The organism is Thiobacillus sp. SCN 63-57 (assembly GCF_001725555.1).
Lineage (GTDB): Bacteria > Pseudomonadota > Gammaproteobacteria > Burkholderiales > Thiobacillaceae > Thiobacillus.
Genome location: NZ_MEGP01000013.1, coordinates 115,270 through 128,981, shown reverse-complemented (window position 1 = coordinate 128,981; position 13,712 = coordinate 115,270). Strand labels below are relative to the sequence as shown.

Annotated in this window: 14 protein-coding genes; 12 read left to right on the top strand and 2 right to left on the bottom strand. The window is 61.5% G+C overall.

Going from position 1 to position 13,712, the window contains the following annotated elements:
• The first annotated feature begins 251 nt into the window (after positions 1-251).
• The 9 genes from ABT23_RS06285 to ABT23_RS06245 all read left to right on the top strand — a co-directional run bounded on the left by ABT23_RS06285 (position 252) and on the right by ABT23_RS06245 (position 7,736).
• Entirely contained in the window at positions 252-881 is a 630-nt protein-coding gene (locus tag ABT23_RS06285; RefSeq protein WP_296632710.1) for a dihydrofolate reductase family protein, read from the top strand.
• Between the two features lie 147 nt (positions 882-1,028).
• Positions 1,029-1,514, top strand: a complete 486-nt coding sequence (locus ABT23_RS06280) for a VOC family protein (protein WP_296632707.1) — start codon at positions 1,029-1,031, stop codon at positions 1,512-1,514.
• A 173-nt stretch (positions 1,515-1,687) separates the two neighbouring features.
• On the top strand, positions 1,688-2,086 hold the full coding sequence (locus ABT23_RS06275; protein ID WP_296632704.1) for a YciI family protein: 399 nt from the start codon (positions 1,688-1,690) through the stop codon (positions 2,084-2,086).
• A gap of 49 nt (positions 2,087-2,135) precedes the next feature.
• Positions 2,136-2,708, top strand: a complete 573-nt coding sequence (locus ABT23_RS06270; RefSeq protein WP_296632701.1) for a dihydrofolate reductase family protein — start codon at positions 2,136-2,138, stop codon at positions 2,706-2,708.
• 56 nt (positions 2,709-2,764) lie between these two features.
• Positions 2,765-3,229, top strand: a complete 465-nt coding sequence (locus ABT23_RS06265; RefSeq protein ID WP_296632699.1) for a protein tyrosine phosphatase family protein — start codon at positions 2,765-2,767, stop codon at positions 3,227-3,229.
• Complete coding sequence (locus tag ABT23_RS06260; protein WP_296632697.1) at positions 3,222-4,019, top strand: NAD(P)-dependent oxidoreductase; 798 nt, start codon at positions 3,222-3,224, stop codon at positions 4,017-4,019. Before ABT23_RS06265 ends, ABT23_RS06260 begins: the two co-directional genes overlap by 8 nt.
• A gap of 81 nt (positions 4,020-4,100) precedes the next feature.
• Complete coding sequence (locus ABT23_RS06255; RefSeq protein WP_296632694.1) at positions 4,101-4,484, top strand: DUF6394 family protein; 384 nt, start codon at positions 4,101-4,103, stop codon at positions 4,482-4,484.
• A gap of 1 nt (position 4,485) precedes the next feature.
• On the top strand, positions 4,486-6,192 hold the full coding sequence (locus tag ABT23_RS06250) for a potassium channel protein (protein ID WP_296632692.1): 1,707 nt from the start codon (positions 4,486-4,488) through the stop codon (positions 6,190-6,192).
• Positions 6,193-6,233: 41 nt separating this feature from the next.
• Positions 6,234-7,736 carry a hypothetical protein gene (locus ABT23_RS06245; protein WP_296632689.1) on the top strand — a complete coding sequence of 501 codons (1,503 nt, stop codon included), beginning with the start codon at positions 6,234-6,236 and terminating at the stop codon, positions 7,734-7,736.
• An 82-nt stretch (positions 7,737-7,818) separates the two neighbouring features.
• Here ABT23_RS06245 and ABT23_RS06240 read toward each other — a convergent pair whose 3' ends face one another.
• A complete protein-coding gene (locus ABT23_RS06240) occupies positions 7,819-9,921 on the bottom strand; it encodes a GGDEF domain-containing protein (RefSeq protein ID WP_296632688.1) in 2,103 nt (700 codons plus the stop codon).
• A 255-nt stretch (positions 9,922-10,176) separates the two neighbouring features.
• Here ABT23_RS06240 and ABT23_RS06235 point away from each other — a divergent pair, with 255 nt between their 5' ends.
• On the top strand, positions 10,177-10,809 hold the full coding sequence (locus ABT23_RS06235) for a phosphatase PAP2 family protein (RefSeq protein ID WP_296632685.1): 633 nt from the start codon (positions 10,177-10,179) through the stop codon (positions 10,807-10,809).
• Positions 10,810-10,827: 18 nt separating this feature from the next.
• On the opposite strand, the gene ABT23_RS06230 is transcribed toward ABT23_RS06235, so the two are convergent.
• The gene (locus tag ABT23_RS06230) at positions 10,828-11,658 is read right to left on the bottom strand and encodes a ferritin-like domain-containing protein (protein ID WP_296632682.1); all 831 of its coding nucleotides are present in this window, start codon (positions 11,656-11,658) and stop codon (positions 10,828-10,830) included.
• A 219-nt stretch (positions 11,659-11,877) separates the two neighbouring features.
• On the opposite strand from ABT23_RS06230, the gene ABT23_RS06225 reads away from it, so the two are divergent.
• Together ABT23_RS06225 and ABT23_RS06220 are read left to right on the top strand one after the other, a co-directional pair.
• On the top strand, positions 11,878-12,750 hold the full coding sequence (locus tag ABT23_RS06225) for an SUMF1/EgtB/PvdO family nonheme iron enzyme (protein ID WP_296632679.1): 873 nt from the start codon (positions 11,878-11,880) through the stop codon (positions 12,748-12,750).
• Between the two features lie 18 nt (positions 12,751-12,768).
• Positions 12,769-13,683: a diguanylate cyclase gene (locus ABT23_RS06220; RefSeq protein WP_296632677.1), complete on the top strand. Its 915-nt coding sequence runs from the start codon at positions 12,769-12,771 to the stop codon at positions 13,681-13,683.
• Positions 13,684-13,712 lie beyond the last annotated feature (29 nt).

Here is a 13,712-nt window from a genome sequence, read left to right as displayed (position 1 = left end):
CCGCAAAGAGCGTATCCGTCAAATCCCTGCCTGGTCTGCTCTTGCTTGCCTTTGTAGGTGGCGCATAGGCCTCACCCAAACCAGTTGCCTGACCAATCAAAAAAACTTTAGGCAAGCTGTCGAAACCTCCCCTGCTTATTCGTCGACAAGTAGTACCAGGAAATCGCCTGGTACATAACAGTCGAGATTTGCTGCAGCGCATGAAGCCCTGTTTGCTGAGCCCGAGGCCAAAATTAAAGGAATCGAGAATTATGAGCAAAGTATTCGTCAACATTGGACTTAGCCTCGATGGCTATATGGCACCGGAAGGAATGACCATGGATAATCCTGGGTACAAGAACTGGGGTGCTAAGTGGGGTGCGCTGATGGCTTGGATCATCAATCAACAGTACTTCCGCGAGAACCTCAAGTTCGGACCAGGGGGAGAGACCGGCCCGGTCAATGATCTGGTTCGCAGCACCATAGAGCGCATTGGTGCCAACATTATGGGCAAGCGAATGTTCGACCAGGGCGAGAGCGTCTGGCCAGAGGAGGCTCCGTTTCACACGCCGGTATACGTTCTTACCAATGAGAAACGCGAACCCTGGGTACGCCCCGGTGGGACGACCTTCTTCTTCATCAATGACGGGCCGGAGCGTGCCCTAGAGCTGGCTCGGGAATCCGCAGGCAGTCGTGATATTCGTATCGCGGGTGGAGCGGATGTGATCCAGCAGTACTTGAACCTGGGTGTCGTCGACGAGCTGGAAATCGCCTTGGCGCCCGTGTTGTTCGGCGGCGGGCGGCGGCTCTTCGAGAACCTACGCGAGCCCGGGCCGCAGTTTCGCATTGACAGGGTTCTTGATGGTCCAGCCGCAACACACGTGCGCTATGTGCGTCAGTGAGGGCGGCCTAACAGCCGGTTGCCGCGGTCGGCTGAATTCTAACGTTACCTTCGACGTTAAGCCGCCATGGCAGAAGATACGTGTAAATCGCTCACATCGGCTGGCAACTGGACGTCCAACCGCCATCTTTGACACCACGAATGGAGAATGGATATGGTCCCCAAGAATACAATCTGCCTTTGGTATGACGGCACCGCCCTGGACGCTGCGAAGTTCTATGCCGAGACCTTCCCGGACAGCGCAGTGGGAGCGGTCTGTCGTGCGCCCGGCGACTATCCCGCGGGCGAGCTGGGCGACATTCTGACGGTGGAGTTCACCGTGATGGGCATCCCTTGTCTCGGCCTGAATGGCGGTCCGGCGTTCAAACACAACGAGGCCTTTTCGTTCCAGGTTGCGACTGACGACCAAGCCGAAACCGACCGCTTGTGGCATGCGATCGTGGACAACGGCGGTCAGGAGAGCGCCTGTGGCTGGTGCAAGGACAAGTGGGGCCTGTCGTGGCAGATCACGCCGCGCGCGCTCACTGCCGCAATCGCCGATCCCGATCGCGCTGCAGCCAAGCGTGCGTTCGAGGCGATGATGCAGATGAGAAAAATCGACATCGCGGCGATCGAAGCGGCCCGGCGCGGCTGACGCTCAAGCGCGGCCGTTTCGATGGCCGCGAACTTCCGTGATCGAAAACCGACCAAATGTCAGCGCCCAAGGTGCCTACGCAAAGAGAAACGAACCGGGCGACGCCATTGAGGCAAGGCCACGGCATGCGCTAAATTGACGGTGTTTGCCTCACGGCTCATCTGGAGAAACCGGTGCCCGATCTCTCTCCCCTTTTCGATTTCCTGGTTCTTTCGCGCGGGAAATGGGATTCCGACAAATCCCCGGAAGAGATCCAGCGCGCCATCGATGCCTTCTACGTCTGGCACGATCGCCTCGTACAAGAAGGCAGGCTCAAGCCAGGCCAGAGGCTTGCCACGCAAGCCAGGTTGGTTTCGCGATCGGGTGTGAAGGATGGTCCCTATGCAGAGGCAAAGGAGGTCATTGGGGGCTACTGGTTTTTCTGCGCTGCCAACCTGCAGGAGGCCGTCACCCTGGCATCCCAGAATCCTTGCCTGGCCTGCGGACTGACATTCGAGATTCGACCTATCGAAAGCGAGCGGGCAAGCGCCTTCAAGCTGACAAACGAGACCCCGGGCCCTGGTACCAGGTAGCGTGTGGGCCTCACCTTAGACGGATGAAATCCTATTCAGGGTAATAGCAATGAGAACGCAGTATTACGCAGCGACAAGTCTCGACGGCTTCATTGCGACAGAGAATGACTCACTTGACTGGCTGTTTCCGCTTGGCGACCTGAATGACTCCAGCTATCCAGCGTTCATTGCCGATGTCGGTGCGTTGGCAATGGGATCAGCAACTTACGAATGGATGGCGCACAACGCTGAAAAGCTTGCCTCCGAGACCGGCTCGGCATGGCCGTACACGCAGCCAGCCTGGATATTCTCCAGCCGCAGGCTTCCAATCATCGAAGGAGCAAACATCAGATTCGTCAATGGAGAAGTACGCGACGTCCACGCTGAAATGCAAGCGGCTGCAGGCACCAAAAACATCTGGATAGTTGGAGGTGGGGATCTCGCGGGCCAATTCTACGACGCTGGCTTACTGGACGAATTGATCATCCAGGTGGGTTCGGTCACCCTCGGCAAGGGCAAGCCACTTTTCCCTCGCAGACTGCTCAGCCCAGTTCTTCGCCTGATGTCAGTTCATCAGATGGGGGCTGGCATGGCTGAGTTGCGCTATGAGGTACACCAAGGCGGTCCGGGTGGAGCCGTTTAACGATTCATTCAAGCGTGACCGACTAAAACACGTCCCTTCAGCCCCCCCACCCTGACATGGACAATTCCATTTTCAGCCGTATCCGCAACTATCGCGCTGTCGACGATCGGCTGAGCACCTCCGGACAACCCTCTGTGGACCAGTTGCGCGAGATCGCGGAGGCTGGGTTTACTCTTGTCGTCAATCTGGCACTCCATGACGATCCGCGTTACTCCCTGCCTGACGAGGCGGGTGTTGTTCGATCGCTTGGCATGCGCTATGTGCATATTCCTGTTCAGTTCTCGGCACCCACCCACGCCGATCTCCTCGCATTCTTCGAGGTCATGGCCAGGAACGAAGGCGAGACGATCTGGGTTCACTGCGCGGCCAACATGCGGGTCTCCGCTTTCCTGGGGCTGTATCGCGTCATCCGGCAGGGCTGGATGCACGAGCGGGCATTCGCCCTCATGAACGATATTTGGCAACCCGACGAAACGTGGTCTTCGTTCATCTCCGTCGCCTTGGAGAGATCGCATGGCTGATGTCCCGATACGGCAACGGAACAACGCTTCCGTACGCCAGACCCTGTCTGGCACGCCAAAGACAAGAATTCTCGTTGCCGGCGCGGGCGGAGTGATCGGCCGCCGTCTTTGCCGCATGCTGGTTGGCGATGGCTGGTCCGTGGCCGGGACGACCCGCTCGACGGACAAGGCTTCGATGCTGCTCGACCTGGGTGTCGAGCCGGTGATCGTGGACGTGTTCGATGCGCCGTCGCTGCTTGGCGTTGTCCGGAAGGCGCAGCCGGATATCGTCATCCACCAGCTGACCGATCTTCCGCCTGCGCTGGCCCCCGAGAAAATGGCCGAGGCACGAATCCGCAATGCACGCATCCGCGAGATCGGCACGCGCAACCTGGTTGCCGCAGCGATTGCGGCGGGCGTGAAACGCATGGTGGCCCAGAGCATTGCTTTTGCCTACGCGCCCGGTCCGATGCCATACCGCGAGGACGCGTCGCTGAATCTGGATGATCCCGATATCGGCTTGTCCGCGCGCGCCGTGGCCAGCCTGGAACGGCAGGTGTTGACTGCGCCGTTCGAGGGCATCGTGTTGCGCTACGGAAAACTCTATGGGCCCGGGACGGGTTTCGACCGGCCGCCCGGCGATGGGCCATTGCACGTCGATGCCGCCGCCGATGCGGCGCGGCGGGCGGCGACGTGCGGAAAGTCCGGGGTATACAACATCGCTGAAGCCGATGGCACGGTGTCCATCGACAAGGCGGTCGATACGTTCGACTGGAATCCCGACTTCCGCCTGGGCGAAACCGAGCGCTGACGGGAACGGACGGCCCGCCCCGGACGGTCCCTTGCGCGAGGCGCTCTATAATCGTCCTCATCCCCACTCTTCCGACGCATCATGAACCTTGAGAAGGTCGTATTCGGTTTTTTCATCATCCTGGCGATGACGCTGAACTTCGGCTTCGTGTTCGGCGATATCGACAATCCGGCGCATCACCATGTGTATGAGCTGTTTTTCGCTATCATCGTCAATCTCGTCGCGACCGTATTGAAGTTCGGCGAGCGCACCCAGATCGGGGCCATCCACCTCGCCAGCAGCCTGGTGGCGGACCTGGGTTTGCTGGCAGCCGCCTGGATCTGGGCATCGGCCGTGTATTTCGACGGCACGGGGCTGACGCCGGATGCCACGGCCAGCATCGTGTCGATGTCCGCCGGCGCCCTGGCCGCCAATGTCCTGTCGGTGACCATGCTGCTGGTGGAAACCGTGATGTTCCGGCGCTGAGATGCACAATACGCTGTTCCTGATCCTGCGGCGCATGCGCGCGCCGCTGATCTTCCTGATCCTCAGCTACGCGATTTCGCTGCTGGGCATGACCTTGATTCCCGGCGTGGACGCCGCCGGCCGGCCGGCGCCACCGATGGATTTTTTCCATGCCTTCTATGTGGTCAGCTATACCGCCACCACCATCGGCTTCGGCGAAGTACCGGGGACCTTCAGCGACGCCCAGCGGGCCTGGACGATCGTCGTCATCTATCTGACCGTCATCGCCTGGCTCTACAGCATCGGCTTCATCCTGAACCTGCTGCAGGATCCGGCCCTGTTGCGCGCGGCCAGGGGCAACCGGTTTGCCGCCAGGATCAAGCGCCTGCGCCAGCCGTTCTATCTGATCGCCGGTTGCGGCGAGACGGGTTCGCTGCTCATGCATGCGCTGGACAACCGCAACCAGCAGGCCGTGGTGCTGGATATCGATCCGGACCGGGTCGGCGCCCTGGAACTGGGACAGTATCACCTGGACATTCCGGCCCTGTGCGCCGACGCCAGCCTGCCGGAGAACCTGCTCGTCGCCGGGCTCAACCATCAGCACTGCGCCGGCGTGATCGCGCTCACCAACGACGACCGCGCCAATCTGAGCGTGGCGGTGACGGTCAAGCTGCTGCGGCCGCAGCTGCCCGTCCTGTGCCGGACCGACTCGCTCGAAACCGCAGCCAACATGGCCTCGTTCGGTACGGACGAAGTGGTCCTGGCCTTCGAGACGTTCGGGGAACACATCGCCATGGCGGTCGATTCGCCGGGCCATCATCTGCTGTATGAATGGCTCACCGGAGTACCCGGCGAGAGCCTCACCGAACCGCTGGAGCCGCCGCGGGGCAAGTGGGTGATCTGCGGGTATGGCCGTTTCGGCAAGGCCATCACCCATCACCTGAAGCGGGTGGGCATCGAACCGGTGGTGGTGGAGGCCACCCCGCTCAAGACCGGCTGCGACGACTGCATCGTCGGCACCGGAACCGAGGCGCATACCCTGCTGGAAGCCGGCATCGAGGACGCCGTGGGCATCGTCGCCGGCACCGACGACGACATCAACAACCTGTCCATCGTCATGACGGCGCGCGAACTCAATCCCGGCTTGTTCACCGTGCTGCGCCAGAATCGCCATGCCAACGAACTGCTGTTCCAGCATTTCCGCGCCAATGTCACGATGCAGCCCTTCCGCATCGTCGCCCATGAATTCCTGTCGCTGCTCATCACGCCCCTGCTCTCCCGCTTTTTCAGCCTGGCCCGATCGCGCGACGACGCCTGGGTCGACGTGCTGATCAGCCGCATCGCCGCCGTACTGGAGAACACCATGCCGGACGTGTGGGACGTGGAGGTTTCGCGCAGCCAGACCGAGGCAGTCTGGGAAGCCATACGGGACGGCACGTCCGTCCCGCTGCAGGCGCTGCTGCGCAACCCGGCCGGCCGGGACGAGACGCTGGCCTGCATTCCCCTGCTGTTGAAACGGGGCGACACAGAGATCCTGATGCCGGAACCGGATGTCCTGCTGCAGGTGGGCGATCGTCTGCTGTTCTGCGGCGAGCGCCAGGCCCGCCATCTGCAGAGCCTCTGCCTGTATAACTTCGGGGTGCTGGGCTATCTGCTGACCGGCCAGGATGCCCCGGGCGGCACGATCTGGCGCTGGCTGAATCGGCAACGTACCGCCAGGGCAGCCTAGAAACCTTCGATATCAATCGCATTCGGATAGGAGTGGACGGCATGGCCGATACCCCGCGTTACCCCATCATCTACGTCCGCGGCTACGCGATGACGAAATCGGAAATCACCGAAACCACTTCGACGCCGTACATGGGCCTCGAACTCGGTTCGACCAAGGCGCGCCAGGCCTGGGACGGCGCGGTGCGCAAGGTCTTCTTCGAGTCGCCCATCGTGCGATTGTTGAAAGAAGGCTACAGCGACATCTACCGCGACGGCCTGCAGGTCGAGTCCGGACCGATCCCGTTGCAGAGCATCATCATCCATCGCTACTACGATGCGGCCGATCCGGATTTCGGGTCCGGCAAGGTGCCCACGATCGTCGATGCCGCGAAAGGACTGAGCGATCTGATCCTGCGCGTGCGCGACCAGGTCTGCCTCGACGGCCGCATGAAGCCCGAGGACTTCAGGGTGTATCTGGTGGCGCATTCGATGGGCGGCCTGGTCTGCCGCTGCTTCCTCCAGAACGGCGCGGCCGGCAGCGACGCGGCGCGCAAGCTTGTCGACAAGGTGTTCACATTCGCCACGCCCCACAACGGCATCGAGATGGCCGGGATGAATGTTCCGGGATTCCTCGGTCTGTGGGACATGAACAACTTCAACCGCGACGAGATGCGAAAGTATCTCGACATCAAGGACAAGGCCGTCGGAGTCAATTCGCTCGACGGAAAATTCGACCCGAGCCGATTCTTCTGCCTGGTCGGTACGAACAGCAAGGACTACGATGTGGCGCGCGGCGCCTCCCGGCTGCTTGCCGGCGAACTGAGCGATGGGCTGGTGCGCATCGAGAACGCCTATGTGTCGGGTGCACCGCGTGCCCACGTCCACCGCAGCCACAGCGGTCCGTACGGCATCGTGAATTCGGAGGAAGGCTTCCAGAATCTCACCCGCTTCCTGTTCGGCGACGTCAGCGTCAATGGCGTGCTGGAAATCGAAAACCTGCCGCTTCCGCCCGTGGCCAGACTGCAGAAGCTGCTGGGGACGAAGGTCGGCTACTACTTCGAGGTGGCGGTCGCCACCCGCGGGGCGCTCGACTTCGATCTCACCCGCCGCACGGTGGCCAACAACAGCGCCATGTTGCGATCGCGTGCCGAACTCTTCGAGGACGATGGCACCCTGAGGCCGGATGCGCGCCATCCGCATCTCTTCTCCACCTTCCTCGACCTGTCGAAGCGGCCGTCTGACAGCCGGGAAATGATGTTCACGATCCAGCTCGCCGTATCGATGATCACCTATACCGGCGAGGATGCTGCGCGCGACGACCACTACGTGCCCGGCGAATACCTGTTCCGCGACACCGTCGTGATCAGCGCCATTCCGCCGACAGACCCGACCGTATCCTGGCAGGTCGGCTTCGTCCTGGCCGACAGCGGATGGTCGAGTGCGAAGACGACCCTGGCAAGCGGAAAAACCGACGAGCAGGGCCAGCCCTATGTCGCGATCCCGCTGGAGAACGAGAAGGGCTTCAAGGCCAGCTTGCGGCTATACGGCTCGCATTGGTTCTGACTTCTTCCCTCGCCGTCTCGATGCGGCGAATCGTAAGGGCCCGATCAATCCTATGCGCGCCGGAAGGCGGGGATCACGGGCATTAGCCGGTACGTGCTGCTGCACAGGGCGGATCCACGTAGAAATGCAACTGGTTGCGGCCAGCTGATTTGGCCTGGTACATGGCTTCATCGGCATGCCTGAGCAACTGATCAGCGCTTGTTGCATGACCGCAGAACGTGGCGATGCCGATGCTGGGTGTGCTGATGCAGAGTTGTTCGCCGAGCCGGTAGGGCCGTGCGAGCTTGGTCAGGATCTTGTGGCCCAGCTCGCCTGCCTCCACGGCGGCCGCGGACGCCGTGTCGCCCAGGTTGTCGAGGATGATGACGAATTCGTCGCCACCCAGGCGCGACACGGTGTCGCTTTCCCTGACGCTGGCGAGCAGGCGCCGCGCCACCTCACCCAGCACCCGGTCGCCGGCCTCGTGGCCAAGCGTGTCGTTGATGATTTTGAAATTGTCCATGTCGATGAACAGAAGAGCGCCGTATCTTCCGCTGCGGCTGCTGGCTGCGAGTTGATGCTCGAGGCGGTCCAGCAAAAGACGGCGGTTGGGCAGTCCGGTCAGCGGATCGTTGTAGGCGAAGTCGCGAATCATGATTTCGGCGGTTTTGCGCTCGGTGATGTCCAGTATGACGCCGTCCAGCCATCGCGCCCGGCCGTCATGGTCCGACGTGACGCGGCCTCGTTCGCTGACCCAGCGCGGGAATCCATCGGCGGTTCTGATGCGATATTCGATGTTGTAAATACTCCGCTTGGCAATCGCTTCGGAAATCGCCTGGCTCACCATGAGCCGGTCATCCGGGTGGATGAAATCGATATAGGAAACCGCTCCGGAAACAAAGCGTTCCGGCGGCTCGCCCGTGAGTGCCTGGATACCAATGCTGAGTTGCTGCACCGGCGAAGATGATCCTACCTCAGCCCGGAACACGGCCCCGGGGACGTTTTCGACGAGGGCCTTGAAGCTGTCGAGGCTGGTTTCGAGTTTTTCCGCCACATCGCGCATCGCCCGGCGATGTCGCGCATTCATATAGAGGACCGAGAAAAACAGCAGATCGAGCGCCAGACCGCCGAAAAGAATCATGCGGGGCTGGGCGCTTTCCGTTCTCGATTCGAATACGGAATTGCTCTTGAAGCGCGCAGTCCAGCGATGGCCGCCGATCTGCAAAACCTTGTCGGTCACATAGCGAGAAACATGCGCAGAACCGGTGGAGGCGAAGAGCAGGTTTTCCGGCCTCGGCTGATCGTCGTACAGTTCGATTTCAACTTCCCGCTCAGCGTCGCCAAATACCCTGTTCAACAGATCGTCCACCCGGAACGGGCTGTAGACGAAGCCGAGCAACGCACGCCGTCGTGCGGCCACGCTGTCGTGCGGCATCCCGTTGCGATAAACCGGTAGATACATCAGGAAACCGGCTTGGTTCTGCAGCCCCGTTTCCTGAACGAGCGTGACCTTTCCCGACAGGGCAGGATTGCCGCTATCGCGTGCACGCTCCATAGCCTCGCGGCGAACTGGATCGGAAAACATGTCATAACCGAACGCGCGCAAATTCCGCCCGCTGAAGGGTTCGAGATAAACGATGCTGCTGTAAATCGTGCGGTCGCCGGCCGGATGGATGGTGTAGGCGGGGTATCCTTCCGCACGCACGCTGCGCTCGTGTCGTTGCTTCGCCTCCTTGGGGACCATGAGGGAAAAGCCGGTGCCCTGGATGTCGGGGAGGCCGTTGTCGAGTTGGAGCATCTCGACATAAGCGTGCCATTCCGCGCGGCTAACCCGGCTTTTCGCGGCAAAAAGGGCAGCACCGCCGCGCAGCGCCTGCTCGTAATCCTGCATGCGGCCGAGCAGGAGGGTTTCCTGTTTTCTGGCGTCATTCTCGAAACTTTCGTTTGCCCGTCTGGCAAACTCCGTCTCGGAATAACGCCACAAGGCGATAGTCAGAAACAGCGTAATCCCCAGTACGACCCACGCGATCGTTTCTCGATCCAGGATCGCGCTGATCCGCTGCAAGGGCGGGGTCTTTGCCGCCGGCGTCGCAGTGAACAAGCTCTCGGGTACGACCGCACCTTTTTTAATGGCTGATTCCCCTTCGCTCCACGTGCTTGTGCTCGATAAAAAAAGCGGTGTGATCGGCCGTGGTCTGAATTTCATGCATCCGGCTGCACCCATACGCAAGCGCTTTTCTTCTCATGGTCATCATCATTCAGCCCCGGTCTACACAGATGTAAGAAAGCTCTGATTCCCCCGTAAGCGCTTCGAGGAATGCGCCGAGGGACGGTGCGGGGCCGGGAAATTCAGGCCGAAGGCTCGGCGATCCGATTCATCGGTTGATGGTAGGCTGTGCGCTTCCCCCTAATACCAAAGCCTTAGACGACGATGCTTCCTTCGCCTGCAGCAGTCTGGTTGGTGATCACCCATCTGGGTGCGGCCGGCATCATGCTTCCGTTGTTCCTGGTCATCGCGACCGAGCTGTGGCTCGCTGGACAGAAGTCCGACCTCCTGGCCTGGATGCTGGCAATGTCGACAGGCGGGGCGATCGTGCTCGCCAGCAAGATCGCTTTCATCGGCTGGGGATGGGGAAGCGCGTCGCTGGACTTTACCGGCGTCAGCGGCCACACCATGCTGGCCACGTCCATTCTTCCCGTCTGGATGGGCCGACTGCTGGCAGAGCCGGGGCAGCGCTTCAGTCTTTCCGGCGTATCCCTGGGCCTCGTGATCGGTGCCGCGGTAGGGGTATCAAGGCTGGCATTGGAGGCGCACAGCCCGAGTGAAGTGATGGCAGGCTGGCTCCTCGGGCTGGCGATCAGCCTGACCGCCTACACGGTGATGCGGCACCGGCGTGCCGTCCAGGGCGTCGCCGCTCTGGCGGGCGCCTTCCTGCTGCTGGTCTTCAGCCCTTCCTGGCCCGGCTATTTCCCCACCCACAAGTGGGAGGTCGGCATTGCGCTGGCATTGTCGGGCCATGCGCAACCCTATGTCAGGCAGGATCTCCACCGCCCGTTGCGAGAAAGCGCGGCTGAACTCTCCCGGCGCGACTAGGCACGGAACGCGCAGCGCTCAAACTGCCGCCAGCGCCTGCTTCCGATATTTGTTCAGGTCGCGCACGTTCTCGAATGTCTGGCCCAGCAGGCTCGACAGGTTGCGGAGAATGCCGCCGACAACCTTGCTTTCCCAGGCATCGTCGAAACGGATCTGCTCGTCGAGCCAGTGCTCCAGCCATTCCGGATTGGGTAGGCGCGACTGGATGGTGTCCTTCGGGAACAGGGTTTCGTTGACATGCAGGTTGGTCGGGTGCAGCGCCTTGTCGGAACGCTTGCTGGACGCCATCAGGAAACCGATCTTGGCGAAGGCTGCGGCAACGCTCTGGCCCCCCTCCTTCAGCGCGCGCTTCATGTATTGGAGATAGGCGCCGCCGTGGCGGCCTTCATCGCGCGAGATGGTTTCGTAGATGTGCTTGATGACCGGTTCGGTATGCCATTCCGAGGCGCGCTTGTACCACTGCGTGAGACGGACTTCGCCGCAGAAGTGCAGCATCAGGGTTTCCATCGGCGGCGCCGGGTCGAAGGGGAAGCGGATGGCGTGCAGCTCGTCCTCGGTGGGCGCAAAATCGGGCTTGAAGCGGCGCAGATATTCCATCAGCACCAGCGCGTGTTTCTGCTCCTCGTAGAACCAGATCGACATGAAGGCGGAAAAATCGCTGTCGTGCACGAAGTCGCGCAGGAACATCTCGGTGGCCGGCAGCGCCGCCCACTCGGTAATGGCATTCATCTTGATGGTCAGCGCCTGCTCGTCGGTCAGCTTGGCGGCATCGAAACTGTCCCACGGAATGTCGGTTTCCATGTTCCAGCGGGCACGTTCGAGAGATTTGAAGAGGTCGATGTAAAGCATGTTGTAGGGAGGGGCGCCGGATTATTGGGGTGTCCCCAGTGTGCCCATTGTTGTCCGAATGAATGACATTTTAGTGTCTTTCCACGGTTTTTCCCTCATTCCCGCCCATAGGACACCCGAATCGCCGGATCGCGTCGCGGCCCCCCCTGCCATCCCGTCCGCCGTCCGGTCAATGCGGAAGTGGCATAATAATCAGGTTTCCTGCATCTTCCAGCCACGATGAATCCCGAGCGTACAGCCCCCTCCCTACCCGATACGTTTGCCCTGCACGAAGGCGAGCTGATCGCGCTGCAAGTGAATGCCGCGCACGCGCACGGCCTGTCCGACACCCACTTCCGGGATCCCCTGGCCGACGGCACCCTGGGGCCCATGCTGACGGTCATACCGGCAGGCGCATTCGAATACGGCGCCGCGCCACGGGAAGCAGCGCCGGCGCAGGATCGCCCGCGTCGTGCTGCCCTGATCGAGCGCGGCTTCGCCATCGGCGTGCTGCCCGTCACGACGGAAGAGTTCGAGGCCTACGGCCGTGCCACCGGCTGGCGGCGGCGTGCGGAACTGGTCTGGCTGTCCGGCCGCAAGCCGGTCATCAACGTGCGACAGACCGAGGCGCGCGATTACTGCGCCTGGTTGAGCCGGCAGACCGGCCAGCACTACCGTCTGCCGACCGAACAGGAATGGGAGTACGCCTATCGCGCCGGCGCGTCGAGCGCCTATCCGCAGGGTGACCGCATCACGCCGGCGGATGCGCTCTATAACGCGAGCCAGGGTTATGACGCCGCACGCCCCAAGCGGCCGCGCCTGTTGTCGCGCTGCTTTGTCCGTTGCGGCGCGATGGAGGCCGGCAAGTTGCGCCCCAACCGCTGGGGCCTGCACGACATGGCAGGCAATGTATGGGAATTCACCGCCAGTTCCTGGACCCGCGATCATGCCAGCCTCCCCGAGCGTCCCCTGTCCGGCAAGCCACAAGCCGTGGTCACCAAGGGCGGCTCATGGTTCGATGGCCCCGAGGACTGCCGGGCTGCCGCACGCCGCCGCCGGCTGGAGAATGAACTGGACCTCAATCTGGGGTTCCGCATCGTGCGCGACATTTAAAGGGTGGGTGCGCACACCATGACCGCGACACAACAGGACGAGAACCAGGTCAAAACAGACCTGACTCTCAATACCACGAGTTTCGTTGCTGAACTCGACGCTGCTGTCGAGGCGCACCTGGAGTGGACACGCCGAATCTTGCGTTGCGTTGTTCTGCAGTCGTCACCCGGCGAGGATGTGCTCGACCTCAAAGCACATACTCTGTGCCATTTCGGCGGGTGGTTTAGGACGCATCGGGAGCTTTTCGAGCTGATGGACGCCCCATCCGCCGCGCGTGTGGGAGCGGTTCACCAAACGATGCATGATGCCATCCGGTCAATCTGCAGCACCGTCCTTGCCGGCCGCAAGGGAGCAAAAGCCGACCTCGAAGTCTTTGAAGCGTCGCAATCCGAACTGATTGACCTGCTTGCTCGTTTCAAGACGCTGATCCTTTCGGCCGCACACCGTATCGACCCCCTTACCCGGTTACCACTGCGCTATGGCATCGAAAACGATTTTGCCCTGTATCAGAAGGAAGCCAAACGCAATCGCACCCTGCTCTATGTGGTCATCATCGATGTCGACAATTTCAAGCCGATCAACGACACCTTCGGCCATCCCGTGGGTGATCAGGTCTTGTGCCATCTGGCCAATACCCTGAAGCAGAGCCTGCGTGGCGATGAACCGCTCTACCGTTATGGCGGGGAGGAATTCCTCTGGCTGCTGAAATGCAAGTCAGCCACCGAGGCCCGGCAATCGGCGCGTCGCGTCCTGGCTATCGTAGGCACCACACCGGTGCCGATCGACGGCGAAGTCCTGAGGCTGACCGTGACGATGGGGATGGCCCTGGCCGGCGAACAGGAAGACCTCGCGAGCGCCATCAAGCGGGCCGATCTGGCGCTGTACGAAGGCAAACGCGAAGGCCGAAATCGGTTCGTCATCGCCGAGCCCTGAGGCGTCCCCTGGCAACGGTCATGGCGATT

Coding starts and splice junctions, on each gene's coding strand:
- ABT23_RS06285 (WP_296632710.1), top strand. CDS start 252: ATGAGCAAAGTATTCGTCAACATTGGACTTAGCCTCGATGGCTATATG.
- ABT23_RS06280 (WP_296632707.1), top strand. CDS start 1,029: ATGGATATGGTCCCCAAGAATACAATCTGCCTTTGGTATGACGGCACC.
- ABT23_RS06270 (WP_296632701.1), top strand. CDS start 2,136: ATGAGAACGCAGTATTACGCAGCGACAAGTCTCGACGGCTTCATTGCG.
- ABT23_RS06265 (WP_296632699.1), top strand. CDS start 2,765: ATGGACAATTCCATTTTCAGCCGTATCCGCAACTATCGCGCTGTCGAC.
- ABT23_RS06260 (WP_296632697.1), top strand. CDS start 3,222: ATGGCTGATGTCCCGATACGGCAACGGAACAACGCTTCCGTACGCCAG.
- ABT23_RS06255 (WP_296632694.1), top strand. CDS start 4,101: ATGAACCTTGAGAAGGTCGTATTCGGTTTTTTCATCATCCTGGCGATG.
- ABT23_RS06250 (WP_296632692.1), top strand. CDS start 4,486: ATGCACAATACGCTGTTCCTGATCCTGCGGCGCATGCGCGCGCCGCTG.
- ABT23_RS06245 (WP_296632689.1), top strand. CDS start 6,234: ATGGCCGATACCCCGCGTTACCCCATCATCTACGTCCGCGGCTACGCG.
- ABT23_RS06240 (WP_296632688.1), bottom strand. CDS start 9,921: ATGAAATTCAGACCACGGCCGATCACACCGCTTTTTTTATCGAGCACA.
- ABT23_RS06230 (WP_296632682.1), bottom strand. CDS start 11,658: ATGCTTTACATCGACCTCTTCAAATCTCTCGAACGTGCCCGCTGGAAC.
- ABT23_RS06225 (WP_296632679.1), top strand. CDS start 11,878: ATGAATCCCGAGCGTACAGCCCCCTCCCTACCCGATACGTTTGCCCTG.
- ABT23_RS06220 (WP_296632677.1), top strand. CDS start 12,769: ATGACCGCGACACAACAGGACGAGAACCAGGTCAAAACAGACCTGACT.